The sequence below is a fragment of the Streptomyces sp. NPDC024555 genome, assembly GCF_055559335.1.
Map to the genome: position 1 here is coordinate 260155 of NZ_JBVHKV010000003.1, position 18419 is coordinate 278573.

An 18419-nucleotide genomic window follows, 5' to 3' on the forward strand; every position below is an offset into this window, starting at 1 on the left:
ATTCTCCTGCTCCGTCGTCATCAGTCGTGCAGCCCGCACTCGGTCTTGCCGCGCCCGGCCCAGCGGCCGGCGCGGGCGTCCTCGCCCTCTTGCACCCGCCGGGTGCAGGGGGCGCAGCCCACGGAGGCGTAGCCGTCCATCAGCAGCGGGTTGGTGAGCACCCCGTGCTCGGTGACGTAGGCGTCCACGTCGTCCTGGGTCCAGCGGGCGATCGGCGAGATCTTGACCTTCCGCCGCTTCTCGTCCCAGCCGACCACCGGGGTGTTCGCCCGGGTGGGGGACTCGTCGCGGCGCAGCCCGGTGGCCCACGCGGTGTAGCCGGTCAGGCCCTCCCGGAGCGGCTGCACCTTGCGAAGCTTGCAGCACAGGTCCGGGTCGCGGTCGTGCAGCCGGGGGCCGTACTCGGCGTCCTGCTCGGCCACCGACCGACGCGGGGTCAGCGTGATGACGTTGACGTCCATCACGGCCTCGACCGCGTCACGGGTGCCGATGGTCTCCTCGAAGTGGTAGCCGGTGTCCAGGAAGACCACGTCCACGCCGGGCATGGCCCGGGAGGCGAGGTGGGCGACGACGGCGTCCTCCATCGACGAGGTGACGCAGAAGCGCGTGCCGAAGGTCTCGGCGGCCCAGGTCAGGATGGCGAGCGCGGAGGCGTCCTCCAGCTCCCGGCCGGCCTTCTCGGCCAGCTCCCTCAGCTCGGCGTCGGTGCGGTCCCCGGCCAGCAGACTGTCCGTCATATCCCGTCCCCTTCCACGTCGTTGCGCGCCAGTCCCCGGGTCAGCAGGCCCAGGAACTTCAGCTGGAACGCCCGGTTGCAGGAGGCGCATTCCCAGGCCCCGTGCCCCGCCTCGTGGGGGCGCAGGTCCTCGTCGCCGCAGTAGGGGCAGTGGAACGGCGCGGCCCGTCCGCTCATGACAGGGACTCCGCACTGGCCCGAGCCGCCCAGGTCGCGAAGCGCTCGCCCTCCTCGCGCTCGTCCTGGAACTTCCCGAGCACCCGCTCGACGTAGTCCGGCAGTTCGTCCGAGGTGACCTTGAGGCCGCGGACCTTGCGGCCGAAGCCGGCGTCCAGTCCGAGGGCCCCGCCCAGGTGCACCTGGTAGCCCTCCACCTGGTTGCCCTCGTCGTCCAGCATCAGCTGGCCCTTCAGGCCGATGTCCGCGGTCTGGATTCGGGCGCAGGCGTTCGGGCAGCCGTTGATGTTGATGGTCAGCGGCTCGTCGAAGTCCGGGAGGCGGCGCTCCAGTTCCTCGATCAGGGAGGCGGCGCGGCCCTTCGTCTCGACGATGGCGAGCTTGCAGTACTCGATGCCGGTGCAGGCCATCGTGCCGCGGCGGAACGTGGACGGCTTGACCTGGAAGCCCAGCGCCTCCAGTCCGGCGGACAGCGACTCGACCCGGTCGGCCTCCACGTCGAGCACGATCATCTTCTGCTCGACGGTGGTGCGCACCCGGCCGGAGCCGTGCGCCTCGGCCAGGTCGGCGATCTTGGCGAGCGTGGAGCCGTCCACCCGTCCCACGCGCGGCGCGAAGCCGACGTAGAAGCGGCCGTCCTGCTGGGGGTGGACGCCGATGTGGTCGCGCCAGCGGCTGCTGGGCTCGGCGGGCGCCGGGCCGTCCAGCATCGGCCGCTTGAGGTACTCGTCCTCCAGCACCTGGCGGAACCTGGCGACGCCCCAGTCGGCGACCAGGAACTTCAGCCGGGCCCGGTTGCGCAGCCGGCGGTAGCCGTAGTCCCGGAAGATCCCCACGACCCCGGCCCAGACGTCCGCGACCTCGTCCAACGGCACCCAGGCGCCCAGGCGTTCGGCCAGCCGCGGGTTGGTGGACAGCCCGCCGCCGACCCAGAGGTCGAAGCCGGGCCCGTGCTCGGGGTGGTCGACGCCGACGAAGGCGATGTCGTTGATCTCGTGCACCACGTCCTGGACCGGCGATCCGGAGATCGCGGTCTTGAACTTGCGCGGCAGGTTGGAGAATTCGGGGCTGCCGATGTAGCGGCGGTGGATCTCCTCCAGCGCCGGGGTGCCGTCGATGATCTCGTCGGCGGCGATGCCCGCGACCGGGGAGCCGATCATCGTACGCGGGCAGTCCCCGCAGGCCTCGGTGGTGGAGAGCCCCACGGCCTCCAGCTTCTCCCAGATCGCCGGGACGTCCTCGATGCGGATCCAGTGCATCTGGACGTTCTGCCGGTCGGTGATGTCCGCGCTGCCCCGGGCGTACTCCTGCGAGATCTCGCCGATGACGCGCAGCTGCTCGGTGGTCAGCTTCCCGCCGTCGATGCGCACCCGCATCATGAAGTACGAGTCCTCCAGCTCCTCGGGCTCCAGGACCGCGGTCTTGCCGCCGTCGATCCCGGCCCGGCGCTGGGTGTACAGACCCCACCAACGCATGCGCCCGCGAAGGTCGTTGGGGTCGATCGAGTCGAATCCCCGCTTGGAGTAGATCGTCTCAATGCGTGTCCGCACATTGAGACTGTCGTCGTCCTTCTTGAACTGCTCATTGCCGTTCAGCGGGGTGTAGTGCCCCAGGGCCCACTGACCTTCGCCGCGGTGGCGTCCCGCCTTGCGGCGGGGTGCGGCGGGCGCAGGCTGTTCCGGGGTAGCGGCCATGACAGTACGTCCTTCGGGACTGCAGGAGGGCGGCTCTGAACTGCACACTCGCGTGAGGCGCGGCGGTGCGCAGGGATTGCAGAGAAAAGGGGGATCGCGGCGGTGCTGGGACTCTCAGCTCGCCGGACAGATGGCGCTGGACACGCGGCCGAGGTCGACGTGACGCCGACTCACCAAGGCAATTCCAGTTCCAGACATGACGGAAGCGTGTCACGCGGATCTCGGGCCAGTCCACTACTATCCGCAATGTGGACGCGAGAGTCCCGACAGGTGAGACGTTGTGGCGCCCGTCACGTCGGTGGCGGGCGCCGGGTCCCCCGGAAAACCGGACAACCGTGTGCATTTCTTTCGTGCGCGAGACGCTCCCGCGAGGAATTCCGGGATGTGCCCCGCGAGGAATTCTTGAGCGTTCAGGAACGGGACGTCGGGCCGGCCTCCGGCCACGGTCCGGGGGCCGGCACCTCGGGCTCCCGCTCCGTCGTGGTGTCGAAGAGCCGGAAGCCGCGCCGCTCGTAGTTCGCCAGCGCGTGCGGACCGTCCTTGGAGCAGGTGTGCACCCAGACCCGCTTCGTCGCCGGCCGCTGCGGCCACCGCTCCGCCAGGTCCCACGCCCGCGCCGTCCCGTACGACAGCAGGTGCCCGCCGATCCTCCGGCCCCGGAACGCCGGGATCAGACCGAAGTACATGATCTCCACGACCCCGTCGTCCTGCGGGTCCAGCTCGATGTACCCGGCCGGGGTGCCGTCGACGTAGGCCACCCAGGTCTCCGCGCCGGGCCGCTCCAGCACCTCCCGCCACTGCGCGTACGTCATCGGCAGGCGGTCCGTCCACCGGACGTCGCCGCCGACCGCCGTATAGAGGAACCGGCTGAACTCGGGCAGCGGCACCTCGGAGCGGACGATCCGCACCGCGCCCTCCGGCTCGGCGGACGGTCGCAGATCATCGGGAGAGGTCTGCTCCAGCGACCAGACGGTCACCTCGGCCAGGGCGGGACCGGACACGGGTTCGGATGTGCTCATACCCGCCAGACAACCATGCCCCGCGCGCCCGGCCCAAGCCGGGACCTGCGTGAACGCCGTCTCAGGACGCCCCACGCGCAGCCGCCACCACCGGCGCCTTGGACCGCGGCAGCAGATCGACCGGGTCCGCCGGACGCACCACCTCCACCTCGACCCCCTCGCCGAAACGGTACGGGCGGTGCGCCAGCACCTCCGCGAGATGGCGCCGCAGCCGGGAGATCTCCGCCCGGACCGTCACCGTCCGGGTCGGATCGCCGAATAGGTCCTCCGCCAGCTCCGACGCCGTACGCCCCTCCCGGTGCAGCGCCAGCGCGTACAGCAGCTCGGCGTGGCGCGGCGAGAGCCGCTGCGTCCACGTCCCCACCGGGGAGACCACATGCGCCGCGAGCGCCTGCGGCATGCTCAGATCCAGCACCACCCGGCGCGGCGGGCTGTCCAGCGTCCCGTCCGCCACCTGCACCAGCCAGCCGCCGGGCAGCGGCTCCACCCGGCACATCCCCAGCGACGGCAGCCAGATCCGCCCCGGCCTGAGCGATTTGGGCAGCGGCAGCCGCTCCATCGGCGGCATCCCGGTCACCGCGGCCAGCCAGCCGTGGGCGTCCACCGCCAGCGCCCGCCCGCCCAGCCGGCAGAGCATCGGCGCCGCCACCGACCGCAGCCGGTCGATGGACTGGAGGTGGCGGTTCCTGATCTCGCTCTCGGCCAGCCGCGCCACCGACCCCACCAGGGCCAGCGTCGTCGGATGGAAGGTGCTCGCCGGACCGCTGATGTCGACGATCCCCATCAGCCGGCCGTCCCGGGGGTCGCGCACCGGGGCCGCCGCGCACGTCCAGCCGTGCAGGCTGCGCACGAAGTGCTCGGCGGAGTGCACCTGGACCGGGGCGCGCGAGGCCAGCGAGGTGCCGATCGCGTTGGTGCCGGTGATCTCCTCCGACCAGGCCGCGCCCTCGGCCAGACAGATGGCGTCGGCCCGCCGCAGCACGCCCGTGTTGCCCTGGCGCCAGAGCACCCGGCCCTCCGCGTCGGTCACCACCATGATCTGCTGCGAGACGTCCGCGATGCTCACCAGACCGTCGCTCAGCAGCGGCATCACCTCGCCCAGCGCGGAGCTGCGCCGACGGTGCTCGATCTCCTCCTGCTCCAGCAGCTCGCTCTGGGTGGACTGCTCGGGGTCGATGCCGCTGCGCAGCACCCGGTCCCAGGAGGCCCCGATCTCCGCACGCGGGCGCACCCGCGTCCGGCCGCCCTCCAGCCGCGCCTCGCGCGCCCGGTGGAGCCGCGGGTCCTGGCCGGACACCCGGACACCCGGCGGCATCACCTCGACAGGGCCTGTCTCCACGTCGGTATCTCCCTAGGGGGTGGAACGTGCGGGCCGCCCCATCCTGCCGGTACGCGGGCCTGTGCGCCGCAACTCCACACAATGGTTGCAACCCTCTGCAACTCTGGCGACGTCCCCCCGACCGTACAAGAGTGGAAGTACACCGCACGGCGGGGTTTCGGCCCTTTCGGTCGGTGTGTACTGCATGGGGGGTGGTGCCGTGTCGGCGCAGCACCACCCCCTGTTGCCGTACCCGTAGCCGGATCAGTGCTCCACGGCCCTGGCCCGTGCCACCACCGCCGCCAGGTCCAGGGTGTGCGGCAGCGTCCCGAAGGCCCCGCCCCCGTCCCCGCCCAGCCGGGACGCGCAGAACGCGTCGGCCACCTCCGGCGGAGCCCAGCGCACCAGCAGCGAACCCTGGAGGACCAGCGCCATCCGCTCCGCGAGCCGGCGGGCCCGCGCCTCGATCCCCTCCAGATCGGCCAGCTCCGTCAGCAGCTCCCGGATCGCCCGGTCCAGCCGGTGGTCGGCGCCCCGTGCCCGCCCCACCTCCTGGAGGAAGGCGTTCAGCGCGGCGGGCTCCCGCTGGAGCGCCCGCAGGGCGTCGAGCGCCTGCACATTGCCCGAGCCCTCCCAGATCGAGTTGAGCGGCGCCTCGCGCAGCAGCCGGGGCATCCCCGACTCCTCCACGTAGCCGTTGCCGCCCAGGCACTCCAGGGCCTCGGCCACCAGCGGCGTGCACCGCTTGGTCACCCAGTACTTCGCCACCGGCACCGCGAGCCGCAGGAACGCCGTCTCGGCCGCGGACCCGGCGTCGTACGCCGCCGCCAGCCGCAGCGCCAGCACCGTCGCGGCCTCCGACTCCACCGCAAGGTCGGCCAGCACGTTGCGCATCAGCGGTTTGCCGGCCAGTGGCCCGCCGAAGGCGTGCCGGTAGGTGGTGTGGTGGACGGCCTGGGCCACCGCCTGCCGCATCAGTGCCGCCGAACCGGTCACACAGTCCAGCCGGGTCGCCGCCACCATGCCGATGATCGCCCGGACCCCGCGCCCCTCCTCACCGATCCGCCGCGCCCACGTCCCGTCGAACTCGACCTCGGCCGAGGCGTTGGACCGGTTGCCCAGTTTGTCCTTGAGCCGCTGGATCGCGAAGGGGTTGCGGGTGCCGTCCGGGAGCACCCGGGGGAGCAGGAAGCAGGTCGGTCCGCCCGGGGCCTGCGCCAGCACCAGGAACCCGTCGGACATCGGCGCCGAGCAGAACCACTTGTGCCCGGTCAGCAGATACTCGCCCTCGCCGGACAGCGGCTCGGCGCGGGTCGTGTTCGCCCGCACGTCCGTGCCGCCCTGCTTCTCCGTCATGCCCATCCCCAGGAGCGCCCCGGCCTTGAGCCCGACGGGGCGCAGCCCCTCCTCGTACACGTGCGAGGTCAGCAGCGGCTCCCAGACGGCCGCCAGCTCCGGCTCGGTCCGCAGCGCGGGCACCGCGGCGTGCGTCATCGAGACCGGACAGCCGTGCCCGGCCTCGGCCTGCGTCCACACCAGGAAGCCCGCGGCCCGGCGCACATGCCCGCCCGGCACGTCCCAGGCGTCCGTCAGACCCGCGCCGACCGCGTGGCCGAGCAGCCGGTGCCAGGCCGGGTCGAACTCCACCTCGTCGATCCGGTGCCCGTAGCGGTCGTGGGTGCGCAGTCTCGGCGGGTACGCGTCGGCCCGCTCGGCCCACCGCGCGGCCTGCGCGGAACCGGCCGCCCGGCCCAGCTCGCCCAGAGCCGTCCGGGCCGGTCCGAGCAGATCCTCCGGAAGATGCCGCTCCACCGCCTCGACGAGCACCCGGTCCGCCGCGAAGACGTCGTAGCCGAGGAGCGGAGGGGGCTGATTGGACACGGTGTGGGTGCTGGCTGCCATGCCGATACGGTAAGGACGTGCAGGCAGCAAATGAAACACCCGAGCGGCCGACGGGCCGGCTCCACCGGGCCAGAGTGCTCTACCGCAACGTGTCCAAGCGGCACATGGCCTGGCAGCTGCTCAAGGACACCGTCAACTCGTGCATGGAGTACCGCATCCTGGGACTCGCCGCCGAGGCGGCGTTCTTCACCCTGCTGTCCCTGCCGCCGCTGCTGCTCGGCCTGATCGGCCTGCTCGGATACGTCGACGAGTGGACCAGCACCACCACGGTCGCCTCCATCGAGCGCAACATCCTCAGCGCCGCCCAGACGGTGCTGTCCGAGCGCGGCGTCAACGACTTCGCCAAACCGCTGCTCGCGGACGTCACGACCGGGGCCCGTCCCGACGTCATCTCCATCGGCTTCGCCATCGCCCTGTGGTCCGGCTCGCGCGCGGTCAACGTCTTCATCGACACGATCACCGTGATGTACGGACTCGACGGGCACCGCGGCATCGTCAAGACGCGGATGCTCGCCTTCCTGCTGTACGTGGTGGCGCTGCTGCTCGGCGCGGTGGTGCTGCCGCTGCTCGTCGTCGGCCCGGACCGGGTGGTGGAGCTGATCCCCTGGGGCACCGAGGTCATAAGCGTCCTGTACTGGCCGCTGGTGATCGTGCTGTCGATCGCCTTCCTGACGACCCTCTACCACGTGTCCGTCCCGGTCCGCTCGCCGTGGATCGAGGACACCCCGGGCGCCCTGGTGGCCCTGACGATGTGGGTGCTCGGCAGCTTCCTGCTGCGGATCTACCTCACCAGCACGGTCGAGGGACCCACGATCTACGGCTCACTGGCGGCCCCGATCGCCGTGCTCCTGTGGATCGGCATCTCCGCCTTCGCGGTCCTGGTGGGCGCCGCCGTGAACGCCGCCATCGACCGCGTCTGGCCGTCGGTGGCGACCGCCGCGGCCCGCGCCGCGAGCGACCGGGCGCGCGCCGCCCAGGCGGCCGAGTTCGTGGCCCGGACCCAGGCGGAGCACGGGGACCCGGGCCTGGACGACGACATCGAGGACGGCGACCTGCCGTACATGCCGTCCGAGTTCCCCGAGCGGTGGTCGCGGTTCCTGCCGCCCGACGACGTGAAGTCCCGGCTCCAGCCGAGCCGCGAGAAGGAGAAGGAGCCCGACCGGACGGAGAACCCGCACCCCCGGCCGCCCGGGGAGTGAGCGGCGCCCCGGCCGACGGACCCGTCAGCCGGCCGGCGGTGCGGGAGGCGCCGCGGGCTGCGAGGACGGGGACCACGACAGCTTGACCACGAGATGGCCCTCCATCGCGCTCTTCGCGATCACCGCCCCGGCCTCCGAGGTGATCTTCACCCCGAACTCCAGCTCCACCCCGTCCGGCTTCAGCGTCCCGTCACGGAACACGGCGAGCGCCGACTCGGCCGCCGAGCGGATGCCCTGGAGGGCACTGTCGAAGGTGCGCCCGGCCCGCGCCAGTGAGTGCCCGTCCCGCGCGACCAGCCGCGCACCCGGCACATGCCGGTCCACCTCGACCGTCACCGTCGCACCGCTCTCCGTGGTGAACTCCATCATCGACGCCATGAACGCCCCCCGGGATGCCGATACCGCGTGTGCGTGCCCAACCCTGCGTCCCTGAGACTAGTGGCATGGGCCACTCCTACGACCCCTACACAGAGCGCACGTCGAGGCTGGACGGCGCCCTGCTCTGGACCCTGACCCTGCCCCCGGGGGCGTCCCGTCCGGTGCTGCCCGACGGCTGCATGGACCTGCTGTGGATCGGCGGCCGGCTCCTCGTGGCCGGTCCGGACACCCGGGCCCAGACGCCGGCCGCGACCGGGGGCACCTTCACGGGCGTCCGGTTCGCCCCCGGTACGGCCCCCGCCCTGCTCGGCGTGCCGGCGCACGAACTGCGCGACCGGCGGGTCGCGCTGGACGCGCTGTGGCCCGGGGCCCGCGTCCGGGAGCTGACCGAACGCGTCGCCTCGGCCGCCGACCCCGCGACCGCCCTGGAGGCCATCGCCCTGCACCGGGCCGCCCGCACCGCACCCCCCGACCCGCTGATGCGCTCCGTCGCCGCCCGGCTCGACGCCGGCCGCAGCGTCGCCGACACCGCCCGGCTCGCCGGCCTGGGCGCCCGGCAGCTGCACCGCCGTTCCCTGGAAGCGTTCGGCTACGGCCCCAAGACGCTCGCCCGGGTGCTGCGCCTGCAACGGGCCCTGGCCCTGGTCCGCGCCGGAACGCCGTACGCGCACGCGGCCGTCGCGGCGGGCTGCGCCGACCAGGCACACCTGGCCAGGGAGATGCGCGCCCTGGCCGGCACCACCCTGACCGCGTACCTGGACGGTGCCTGAGCCGGTCAGCCCGCCGGGGCGAACAGCGACACCCCGCAGCCGTCCGGGTCGAGGACCACCGCGTACCGCTGCCCCCACACCGCGTCCCACGGCTTCAGATGTCCCTGGTACCCGGCCCCGGTCAGCTCCTCGTACACGGAGTCGACCTCGGCGGGGCTCTCGCAGAGGAAGGCGAGACCGAGCCGTTCCGCGCCCCGTCCAGGGGTCCAGTGGGGGTCGAAGGAGCGGATGACGTCCTCGGTGTCCCACAGCAGGCGCTGTCCGCCCGGGAGCGTCACCTCGACATGGGGCGCCGATTCCGCCCCGTCCGGGATGTCGAGTCCGAGCCTGCGGTAGAAGGCGAGCGAGGCCGCCAGGTCCGTGGTGACGATGCCGATCGCGTCGAGTCGTGGAGTCATGCCACGACCGTAGGGCCGCACGCCCCGCCGGGTCTTGAACGAATCGGCCGTGTCCTTCCCCGTCCCTCTCCGCCCGACGCTCTCCCCACCTGGGACGATGCCGCCTCCCGCCGGGTCCGGGGCCGTGGGCGTGACGTAGGTTCACGGGTGGGGAGGTCGAGAGACATGACACGCGGACGAGTCCTCGCGCGGGGATCACTGGCGGTGGCCTGCGCGCTGCTGGCCTGGCAGGTCTGGATGCTCTTCCACGTCAGCTCCGCCGGGAGCGCCCGGGTCCGCTGGTCCTGCGACGCCTCCGAGTGCGCCACCGACGACCTCGCGGGCGGCGCCCCCTTCATGGGCGCGCTCGTCGTGGCCGCCCTGGCCCTGCTGGCACGGCGCTTCCTGCACCGGGCGGCCCCCGGCGCGGCCCTGACCCTGGCCGCCCTCGCGTTCGGCGCGGGGTGGCGGACGGCCGTGGACCGGGGCGAGCTGCGCGCCGACGAGTCCGCCGGCTGGCTCGTGGACCGGCTCACCGTGTCCGACTGGATCACCGTCTCCCACGCCGCCGCCGCGCTCTTCGCCCTGACCGCCGTCGCGGGCGCCGTGAGCAGTCTGCGCAGGACCAACGGACCGCACCGGCTGCGCCTGCGGCTGCGCGGCCGGCTGGCCACGGCGGAGGCCGAACTGCACGGCTGGGAGCGGACGGGCCGCCACCGGGGCCGGGTCGAGGCACGCTTCACCGACGGGGACGGGGTGCGCCGCGCCTTCCCCGCCGTCGTCCCCCGGGCCGCGCTGGGGCGGCGCACCCTCGTGCTGTACGACCGGGAGCGCCCCGGCGACGCCGCGCGCAGCCGGGTCTCCCTGCCGTGCACGGGGCCGCTCTGACCGTGGGCACCCCCCGTACTCGGTCGGCTCACCGGGGCGGCCGGCCCCGTGCTCCGGGGCACGGTCCACTTCGGCGGCCGAAGCGGTGCGGCCCGAGGGCCGACCGCCGCGCTCCTACGCCTCCGCGTCCAGGCAGTCCCCGGGCGAGGTGCCCGGATTTGTCAGGGCCAGGCCGAGTGCGGCGCGTTCGGTGACCCAGCGGGTCGGGCGGTGGCGCGGATCGCCCGTCGTGGTGTGCAGCGCCCGGTGGAGCTCCAGCATCCGGGCCGCGCCGATCCGGTCGCCCCAGGCCAGCGGGCCCAGCGGGTAGCCCAGTCCGGCGGTGACCGCCAGATCGATCTCGGCCGGTGCGGCGGGCCCGCGCTCGGCGATCGACGCGGCGACGGACACGATCGACGAGAGGAGCCGCTGCGCGACCGAGCCCGCCGTGTCCCGGACCACCGACACCGCGAACGGCTCCCCGCCGTCCGCCGCCCGCGCCAGCACCGCCCGCGCGTCCCGTGCCGCGCCCGCCCCGGCCGCCGGGGTCACGGCCAGCACGCGGCGCCGCCCGGCCGCCGGCAGCGGGTCCACCCCGAAGGTGCGCCCGGCGGGCAGCCCCAGCTCCGCGACGGCCGAGGCGACCGTCGTCCCCCACACCGGGACGAGCACCAGCGCGCCCTCCGGCGGTTCCGGGCCGTCCTCGACCCGGGCGCCCGCCGAGGCCAGCGCCGCGCGCAGCGCCGCCGCGTCCGTCTCACCGGACGGCGAGGCGGCCACCACCAGGACCGGCCGGTCCGGGTCGCCGGTCACCGGGGCCTCCGGGGCGGGCCCGGCGGCCCCGGGACCGTACGCGAACCAGCCCTGTCCCGTCTTGCGGCCGTGCAGTCCGGCGGCCACCCGGTTCGGGGTCAGGGCGGAGGGGCGGAGCCGGTCCTCGTACCGGAAGCCCTCCCAGATGGAGTCGATGACCGCGGCGGTCACATCGAGTCCGGTGAGGTCCATCAGCTCGAAGGGGCCCATCCGCAGCCCCAGGACGTCGCGGGCCACCCGGTCGATGTCCGCGGGGCCGGCGACCCGCTCCTCCAGCAGCGCCAGCGCCTCCGTCACCAGACCGCGTCCGGCGTGGTTGACGAGGAAACCGGGGGTGTCGGCGACCGTCACCGCGCGATGCCCGCAGCTCTCCACCAGGGCGGTCAGCAGCGGCGGGATGTCCGGCCGGGTGGTGGCGCCGGGGACCACCTCGACGATCCGCATCAGCGGCACCGGGTTGAAGAAGTGCAGCCCGGCCAGGCGCGTCGGATCCTTCAGCGCGGCCGCGATCCGGGTGACCGGGAGCGAGGAGGTGTTGGTCGCCAGCACCGTGGAGGCGGGCAGCACCCCCTCCAGCCGGCCGAAGACCTCCGCCTTGGTCTCCAGGTCCTCGCGCACGGCCTCGACGACGAGGTCCACCTCGGGTCCGGCCGCCCACGGGTCGTCCAGCGGGACGATCCGGTCCACCGCCTCCGCCGCGTCCCCGGCGGACATCCGGCCCTTCTCCACGGCCCGGCCGAGCATCGAGCGGACGAAGGCGACCGCGTCGGTCACCGCCTCCGCGCGGACATCGGCCAGTTCGACGGTGTGTCCGCCCGCGGCGGCCCACTGGGCGATCCCCCGTCCCATGGCTCCGGCGCCGACGATCCTGATACGCATGCGGGTCACGGTCCTTTCGAGGGGCGGGGTGCCGCCGGCCTGATCGTGTACGTGGTCGGCCTCCCCGGATACCGGGAGGCGGCCCCACCCTGCCAGCCTTCATTGATCGGCGTCCACTACCGAATTAGGCTCGGATCAGGACGCCGTACACATCAATCGTGGTGGCGGGAGGGACCGCTATGGAACTGCGCCATCTGGAGGGCTTCCTCGCCGTGGCCGAGGAACTGCACTTCGGACGGGCCGCCCGAAGGCTCCAGATGGCCCAGCCGCCGCTGAGCCAGCAGATCCGCCGGCTGGAGAGGGAGCTGGGCGTCCAGCTCTTCGAACGCAACACCCGCTCGGTGCGGCTGACCGGTGCGGGGGAGTCCTTCCTGGAGCCGGTGCGGGCCGTCCTCGATGCCCTCGACACCGCGGTACGGGCCGCGCGGGCGGCCGGACGCGGCGAGTACGGGCGGGTGAGCATCGGCTTCGCCGGCGCCTCCAGCCACGAGACGCTGCCCCTGCTGACCCGGGCCGTCCGGGCCGCGCACCCCGCGATCGAGTTGGTCATGACCGGGCAGACCTACGCCAATGTGGCGCTCGCCCGGGTCGCGGACGGCTCCCTGGACCTGGGGTTCGTCCGGCTGCCGGTGACCCAGCCCGGTGTGGAGGTCCGGGTGATCGGCGAGGAGGAGCTGGTGTGCGCGCTGCCCTCCGACCATCCGCTCGCCGCCCGGGAGGAGGTCCCGCTCGACGCGCTGGCCGGGGAGCCCTTCGTCTCCTTCCCCGCGAACACCGGCTCCACCGTCCGCGACGCCATGGTCGAGGCGTGCGAGTCCGCCGGGTTCAACCCCCGGGTCGTGCAGGAGGCCCCCGACTCGTACACCATCCTGGCGCTGGTCGCGGCGGGCGTCGGGGTGACGCTGACCGTCACCTCCGTCCAGCACATCCAGCAGAACGGCCTGGTCTACCGCCCGCTGGCCGGCCCGCCCATCCGCCGCCAGGCCGCGCTCGCCTGGCGGACCGACAACCCCTCGGCCGCGCTGCGCGCCGTGCTCGCCGTCGCGGAGACCGCGCTGCCCACCCCGGCGGGGCCGGTCACCCGCCCCGGCCCGCGCCGAGGAACGCCAACAGACTGACCGCCGCCGGGCGCACCGAGCGGTGGAGGTCGCGCACGGTCCGCACGACGGCCCGGGTCACCACGTCGGTCCCCGCCTTCCGCTCGAACCAGTCCCAGTCGCCGTGCGCGTTCACCTCCAGGAACACCTGCTCGTCCCCGGCCCGCAGCGGGTCGAACGCCCCGTGGACGAGGCCGAGGCCGGCGGCCAGGGCGCGCACCGCCGAGGCCACGGCGTCCGGCACCGCGACCCGCCGCACCGCCACCGCGTCCGGCCGGGTCCAGACGTCCTCGGGGTGCTCCTTCACGACCTCGAAGGCGTGCAGTTCGTCCCCGGTCCGGTAGACCCGGTACTCCGCGTCGTGCGCGACGTACTCCTGCACCACGACGGGCGTGCCCTCCGGGAGCCCCGGCAGTCGCGCGCGTCCGGACCGGTCCACCACCCGGGGCAGGTACCGGGCGAGCCGGCCCGGCTCCGGTTCCGCGTAGTGCCGGTCCAGGACCTTCACGACGTACCGCCCGGCGGGCAGCAGCGCCCGGTCCGATCGAGCATTCGGCGACCGCGGCCGCCGCGAGGGCGCCCATGGCCCCGGGAGTCTCCCGCGGTTTCCCCTCGTCCGCGGGAAGCGGCGGCCAGATTCCCTGGACCAGAACACCCTGGGCGTACAGTCGCGCAATCATTTCCGTACGGTTGGCCGCGCCCGTTCTCCGGAGCATGTTGCAACTTCTACCACCCGCCGACCTACGCCCAGGCGGTCGCGGTGACGAGCCGCTGGTGGGAGCTGCTGGCCCTGGAGATGCCGCCCGGCGCGGCCGACGGCTTCTCCATGCGGGCGAAGTCCACCGTCAACCTGTGCAGTACGGCCGATCTCGCCGACCCCGAGGTGCCCGGGGCCGTCGCCCGCCCCTTCGAGGGCTACTTCGCCGACGTCTTCGTACCGAAGCTGAACGAGCGCCCCTGGGCGATGGTGGGCCTCTCGGTCAACTACACCAGCCAACTGCCCGTCGCCCTGCGGATGGCCCGGCTGATCCGCACCGTGCTCCCCGACACCGTGATCGTCTTCGGCGGCACCGAGGTCGGCGACGTCGTGAAGTACGCCGCCGAACCGGACGCGCCCTGGCGGGTCTTCCAGGACGCCGACCTGATCGTCCCGGGCGAGGGCGAGACGGCCCTCGTCGGCATCCTCGACGCGATCGGGAACGGCGCCGTCCGGGGCGGCGCCGACTTCGACGCCATCGGCGGAGTGATGACCCGCTCCCGGCCGGACCCGGTCGTCGCGTACGGCAGCGTCGCCACGCTCGCCTCCCCGGCGTACGACGTCTGGGAGTGGGAGCGCTACTGGTCGCCCGAACCGGTCATCCTCTACAGCCCGACCCGGGGCTGCTACTGGAACAAGTGCACCTTCTGCGACTACGGCCTGAACACCGACCGGCCGACCTCCCCCTCGCGCGAACGCCCGGTCGAGGCCGTCCTGGAGGACCTGCGCCGGGCCGCCCGGCACGGCCGGACCCTGTACTTCGCCGTGGACGCCATGTCCCCGCGCCATCTGCGCACCCTGGCCGCCGCGCTCGCCGAATCGTCGCTGGACCTGCGCTGGTCGGCGGAACTCCGGCTGGAGCGCACCTTCCCGAAGCGGGCCGTGGGTGAACTCCTCGCGGCCTCCGGCTGTGTCGCGGTCTCCTTCGGCTACGAGTCCGGCAGCCAGCGGGTCCTCGACCTGATCGACAAGGGCGTGCGGATCGACGTGGTGCCCGAGGTCCTGACGGAGCTGGCGCGCAACGGCATCGCCGCCCAGATGATGGACTTCACCGGCTTCCCCACCGAGACCCGGGCGGAGGCGCTGGCGACCTACGAGTTCCTGAGCGACCACGAGAAGCTCTGGACCACCTCGGGCATCGGGGTGTTCTCGCTGACGCCCGGGTCGATCGTGGCCAAGGACCCCGCCCGCTTCGGCATCGACGTGCTGCCGCTGTCCGCCTCCGACGACATCCGCCGCTGTGTGCCGTGGCGGGACCGGGCGACGGGCGAGGTGCACTGGCCGGTGCCGGAGGACCCCCGGATCCCGCGCGAGTACATCGCGGACAACCGGAAGGTGAGCTTCGACCGGCCGTTCGTCGGCGGCATCGACTCGGCGCACAGCCTGCTCTACTTCGCGCGCTACGCCCGCGGACTGCTGCCCGAGTCGCCGGGCGCGGGGCACACCCGCGAGGAGGAGCCGAGGGTCCGCCTGGTCGAGTGACGGAACCGGCCCGGCGGGGCCGGGGAGCCGCTGTACGGCCGATTGAGACGTTCCGCGTCTTGAATCCGGGGAAACCGGATATTGGACCGAATCAGTCGAGGGTGCGAGGGTCGTGTCGGACCCTTGTCTCCCGCTCCCCGGAAAGGCCCCGCCGTGCCCGACCCTCTCGACGTCGTGATCTGCGAACCCCTGCGCACCCCGATCGGCCGCTTCGGAGGGGTGTTCGCCGGGCAGAAGCCGGCCGGCCTCGCCGCCCGGGTGATCGGCGAGGTCGTCGCCCGTACCGGCATCGACCCCGACCGGGTGGACGAGGTGATCCTCGGCCACTCCTACCCGTCGGCCGAGGCCCCGGCCATCGGCCGGGTCGCCGCGCTGGACGCCGGACTCCCGCAGACGGTCACCGGCTCCCAGACCGACCGCCGCTGCGGTTCCGGGCTCCAGGCGGTCCTGGACGCCGCGATGCAGATCCGGGCCGGATTCAGCGAGGTCGTGATCGCCGGCGGCGTCGACGTGATGAGCGCGGCCCCCTACTACACGCACGAGGGCCGCTGGGGCATCAAGGGCCCTGGCCTCCAACTCCACGACGCGCTCGCCCGCGGCCGGGTCACCGCGGGCGGCGTGAACCACCCGGTCCCCGGCGGCATGATCGAGACCGCCGAGAACCTGCGTCGCGCGTACGGGATCAGCCGCGCCGACCAGGACGCCCTGGCCCTGCGCTCGCAGCGGCGCGCCGGGCGGGCGGCGGCCGAGGGACGGTACGCGGCGGAGACCGTCCCCGTCACCGTGAAGGGCCGCAAGGGCGACACCGTCGTCACCGCCGACGAGCACCCCCGCCCCGACACCACCGCCGAACAGCTCGCCGCGCTCCGACCGGTCATGGCCAAGTCGGACCCCGACGCCACGGTCACCGCGGGCAACGCCAGCGGGCAGAACGACGCGGCCGCCGCCTGCCTGGTCACCAGCGCCGCCACCGCCGAACGCCTCGGCCTGACCCCGCTGGTGCGCCTCGTCTCCTTCGCCCGCGCCGGGGTCCCCGCCGCCACGATGGGCATCGGCCCGGTCCCGGCCACCCGCGCCGCCCTCGACCGCGCCGGGCTCACCCTCGCCGACCTCGACCTGATCGAGCTGAACGAGGCCTTCGCCGCCCAGGTCCTCGCCTGCACCCGCGAGCTGGGTCTCGGCGAGAAGGACCACGAGGAGCGGATCAACGTCAACGGCTCCGGTGTCTCCCTCGGCCATCCCGTCGGCGCCACCGGCGCCCGCATCCTCGCCACCCTCACCCGCGAACTGCACCGCCGCGAGGCGCGCTACGGCCTGGAGACCATGTGTATCGGTGGCGGCCAGGGCCTGGCGGCGGTCTTCGAACGCATCGCGGTCTGAGAGCCGGTCCGTACGGGTACGGGGGCGGCCGCCCGGCCGCCCCCGTACCCGCTGGCGTTCCTACCGTTCGACGGCGACCGGCGCGTCCGCCGTCCGGCCCGCCGCCCGGTCCGCCGCGAGGTGGTCGTCCTCGGCGGACGGGTCCGCCAGCCGGTTGAGCCGGGCCGGCACGTCGAAGCCGACCAGCACCACCACGATCACGGTGCCCGCGAAGGTCAGCACGGCCAGCGCCTGTCCGAGGTCCATCCCGGACGCCAGATGCGCCCCGAGGACCGGGGCGACGGCCCCGCCGAGCGCGCCCACGTTGTAGGTGAAGCCGAGCGCCGCGCCCCGGCTCCGGGTGGGGAAGTGGCCGCCGATCCAGCGGGGGAGCAGTCCGGAGATACCGAAGCTCGTCGCCTGGAGCAGGAAGAGCAGGACGCCGAGGACCATCAGGTTGTCGTGCACCGCGAAGACCGGGAAGACGAAGGCGAGCGAGGCCAGCAGCGTCAGCGCGTACGCCTTCCTCGTACCGATCAGGTCGCCGAGGAAACCGGCCGCCCAGCAGCCCACCATGGTGCCGAAGCCCGCGAAGTAGAGGACGTCGGTGACCTGGTCGGTGGTGTAGCCCAGCTCCGTCTTCAGATACGTCGGCAGCAGGGCCTGGATCGGCCACGAGTACAGGAACGCGAAGAACAGCGTCACGATCATCGACAGGTACAGCACCCAGCCGCGCCGCCCGCCCAGCTGCACGGCGAGCGCGGCGAGCGAGAGTCCGGCGGCCACCGACAGCACCGGCACCAGGCCCGCGCCGCCCGGGGTGAAGACGAGGAACAGCGACACGGTGGCGACCGCGACCAGGGCCGTGTTGACGGTGGCCCGGCGCGGGGTGCGGAACAGCGGCCGGAACGGACGGGGCCGCTCGCCCTCCTCCGCCACGGACTCGGTCCACTCCTCGGCCTCCGGGAGCGCCCGCCGCATCCACAGCGCGACCGCGATCGGGATCAGCCCGAGGTAGAACATCCAGCGCCAGCCGAGCGAGGGCACCACCCAGTCGTAGACCTGCGCCGCGAGCACCGAGCCCACCGAGAAGCCGGAGATCAGGAAGCCGCTGGCCCGGTTGCGCAGGGCGGCGGGCCAGCTCTCCATGACGTACGTCGAACTGGCGCTGTACTCCCCGGCCATGCCCATCCCGATGGCCAGCCGGGCCGCGAACAGGCTGTGGTAGTTCCACGCGAAGCCGCAGGCGAAGGTGCCCAGCGAGTACAGCAGGATGCTGAGCACCATGGAGACCTTGCGGCCGTAGCGGTCGCCCAGCGCACCGAGCACGGCACCGCCCAGCCAGCGGGTGATGAACGCGCCGGAGACCAGACTGGCCGCCTGCACCGTGCTCAGGCCGAAGTCGTCGCTGATCTCGGTCAGTACGAGGGTGATCAGCACGAAGTCGAAGCCGTCGAGGACGTAGCCGATCCAGGCGGCGAAGAACGACTTCCACTGGGTGCGGCTCACCTGGCGGTACCAGGGGAGCGTGGGGGGTGTGGTGTGCACGGTGACTCCAGGATGCGGGACGGCGTTCGCCCTTGAACAGCCGTCCC

At 73.3% G+C, this 18419-nt stretch carries 18 protein-coding genes; 6 read left to right on the forward strand and 12 right to left on the reverse strand.

Features of this window, described 5'->3' with window-relative positions:
• Window positions 1-20: 20 nt before the first annotated feature.
• From ACZ4FH_RS06530 to ACZ4FH_RS06560, 7 genes are all read right to left on the reverse strand, one after another.
• Window positions 21-737: a phosphoadenylyl-sulfate reductase gene (locus ACZ4FH_RS06530; protein ID WP_467302761.1), complete on the reverse strand. Its 717-nt coding sequence runs from the start codon at window positions 735-737 to the stop codon at window positions 21-23.
• Window positions 734-913: a hypothetical protein gene (locus tag ACZ4FH_RS06535; protein ID WP_385108428.1), complete on the reverse strand. Its 180-nt coding sequence runs from the start codon at window positions 911-913 to the stop codon at window positions 734-736. Before ACZ4FH_RS06535 ends, ACZ4FH_RS06530 begins: the two co-directional genes overlap by 4 nt.
• Window positions 910-2607 (reverse strand): nitrite/sulfite reductase, encoded by a 1698-nt coding sequence (locus tag ACZ4FH_RS06540; protein ID WP_467302762.1) that lies wholly within the window; start codon window positions 2605-2607, stop codon window positions 910-912. Before ACZ4FH_RS06540 ends, ACZ4FH_RS06535 begins: the two co-directional genes overlap by 4 nt.
• A gap of 114 nt (window positions 2608-2721) precedes the next feature.
• On the reverse strand, window positions 2722-2805 hold the full coding sequence (locus tag ACZ4FH_RS06545; RefSeq protein ID WP_311203059.1) for a putative leader peptide: 84 nt from the start codon (window positions 2803-2805) through the stop codon (window positions 2722-2724).
• 212 nt (window positions 2806-3017) lie between these two features.
• Window positions 3018-3626, reverse strand: coding sequence for a GNAT family N-acetyltransferase (locus ACZ4FH_RS06550; RefSeq protein WP_467302763.1), 609 nt, complete (start codon window positions 3624-3626; stop codon window positions 3018-3020).
• A gap of 61 nt (window positions 3627-3687) precedes the next feature.
• A complete protein-coding gene (locus ACZ4FH_RS06555) occupies window positions 3688-4941 on the reverse strand; it encodes a helix-turn-helix domain-containing protein (protein ID WP_467303079.1) in 1254 nt (417 codons plus the stop codon).
• Window positions 4942-5208: 267 nt separating this feature from the next.
• Window positions 5209-6846 (reverse strand): acyl-CoA dehydrogenase family protein, encoded by a 1638-nt coding sequence (locus ACZ4FH_RS06560; protein WP_467302764.1) that lies wholly within the window; start codon window positions 6844-6846, stop codon window positions 5209-5211.
• A gap of 74 nt (window positions 6847-6920) precedes the next feature.
• Between ACZ4FH_RS06560 and ACZ4FH_RS06565 the strand changes: the two genes are divergently transcribed.
• Window positions 6921-8045 (forward strand): YihY/virulence factor BrkB family protein, encoded by a 1125-nt coding sequence (locus tag ACZ4FH_RS06565; protein ID WP_467303080.1) that lies wholly within the window; start codon window positions 6921-6923, stop codon window positions 8043-8045.
• 24 nt (window positions 8046-8069) lie between these two features.
• Here ACZ4FH_RS06565 and ACZ4FH_RS06570 read toward each other — a convergent pair whose 3' ends face one another.
• The gene (locus ACZ4FH_RS06570; protein WP_467302766.1) at window positions 8070-8423 is read right to left on the reverse strand and encodes a CU044_2847 family protein; all 354 of its coding nucleotides are present in this window, start codon (window positions 8421-8423) and stop codon (window positions 8070-8072) included.
• Window positions 8424-8488: 65 nt separating this feature from the next.
• Here ACZ4FH_RS06570 and ACZ4FH_RS06575 point away from each other — a divergent pair, with 65 nt between their 5' ends.
• Entirely contained in the window at window positions 8489-9193 is a 705-nt protein-coding gene (locus tag ACZ4FH_RS06575) for a DUF6597 domain-containing transcriptional factor (RefSeq protein ID WP_467302768.1), read from the forward strand.
• Window positions 9194-9198: 5 nt separating this feature from the next.
• Here the strand turns inward: ACZ4FH_RS06575 and ACZ4FH_RS06580 are convergent, their stop codons facing one another.
• Window positions 9199-9591: a VOC family protein gene (locus tag ACZ4FH_RS06580; RefSeq protein WP_467302770.1), complete on the reverse strand. Its 393-nt coding sequence runs from the start codon at window positions 9589-9591 to the stop codon at window positions 9199-9201.
• A 165-nt stretch (window positions 9592-9756) separates the two neighbouring features.
• Between ACZ4FH_RS06580 and ACZ4FH_RS06585 the strand changes: the two genes are divergently transcribed.
• Entirely contained in the window at window positions 9757-10458 is a 702-nt protein-coding gene (locus ACZ4FH_RS06585) for an MYXO-CTERM sorting domain-containing protein (RefSeq protein ID WP_467302771.1), read from the forward strand.
• A gap of 114 nt (window positions 10459-10572) precedes the next feature.
• Here the strand turns inward: ACZ4FH_RS06585 and ACZ4FH_RS06590 are convergent, their stop codons facing one another.
• Window positions 10573-12129, reverse strand: coding sequence for a 3-hydroxyacyl-CoA dehydrogenase (locus tag ACZ4FH_RS06590; RefSeq protein WP_467302773.1), 1557 nt, complete (start codon window positions 12127-12129; stop codon window positions 10573-10575).
• Window positions 12130-12308: 179 nt separating this feature from the next.
• Between ACZ4FH_RS06590 and ACZ4FH_RS06595 the strand changes: the two genes are divergently transcribed.
• A complete protein-coding gene (locus ACZ4FH_RS06595; protein ID WP_467302775.1) occupies window positions 12309-13247 on the forward strand; it encodes a LysR family transcriptional regulator in 939 nt (312 codons plus the stop codon).
• Here the strand turns inward: ACZ4FH_RS06595 and ACZ4FH_RS06600 are convergent.
• Complete coding sequence (locus tag ACZ4FH_RS06600) at window positions 13207-13734, reverse strand: hypothetical protein (RefSeq protein WP_467302776.1); 528 nt, start codon at window positions 13732-13734, stop codon at window positions 13207-13209. The genes ACZ4FH_RS06595 and ACZ4FH_RS06600 overlap by 41 nt on opposite strands.
• Window positions 13735-13986: 252 nt before the next feature.
• On the opposite strand from ACZ4FH_RS06600, the gene ACZ4FH_RS06605 reads away from it, so the two are divergent.
• Together ACZ4FH_RS06605 and ACZ4FH_RS06610 are read left to right on the forward strand one after the other, a co-directional pair.
• Entirely contained in the window at window positions 13987-15465 is a 1479-nt protein-coding gene (locus tag ACZ4FH_RS06605) for a B12-binding domain-containing radical SAM protein (RefSeq protein WP_467302778.1), read from the forward strand.
• Window positions 15466-15618: 153 nt separating this feature from the next.
• Window positions 15619-16845 (forward strand): acetyl-CoA C-acetyltransferase, encoded by a 1227-nt coding sequence (locus ACZ4FH_RS06610; protein ID WP_467302780.1) that lies wholly within the window; start codon window positions 15619-15621, stop codon window positions 16843-16845.
• 60 nt (window positions 16846-16905) lie between these two features.
• On the opposite strand, the gene ACZ4FH_RS06615 is transcribed toward ACZ4FH_RS06610, so the two are convergent.
• The gene (locus tag ACZ4FH_RS06615; RefSeq protein WP_467302782.1) at window positions 16906-18372 is read right to left on the reverse strand and encodes a sialate:H+ symport family MFS transporter; all 1467 of its coding nucleotides are present in this window, start codon (window positions 18370-18372) and stop codon (window positions 16906-16908) included.
• Between the last annotated feature and the right edge of the window lie 47 nt (window positions 18373-18419).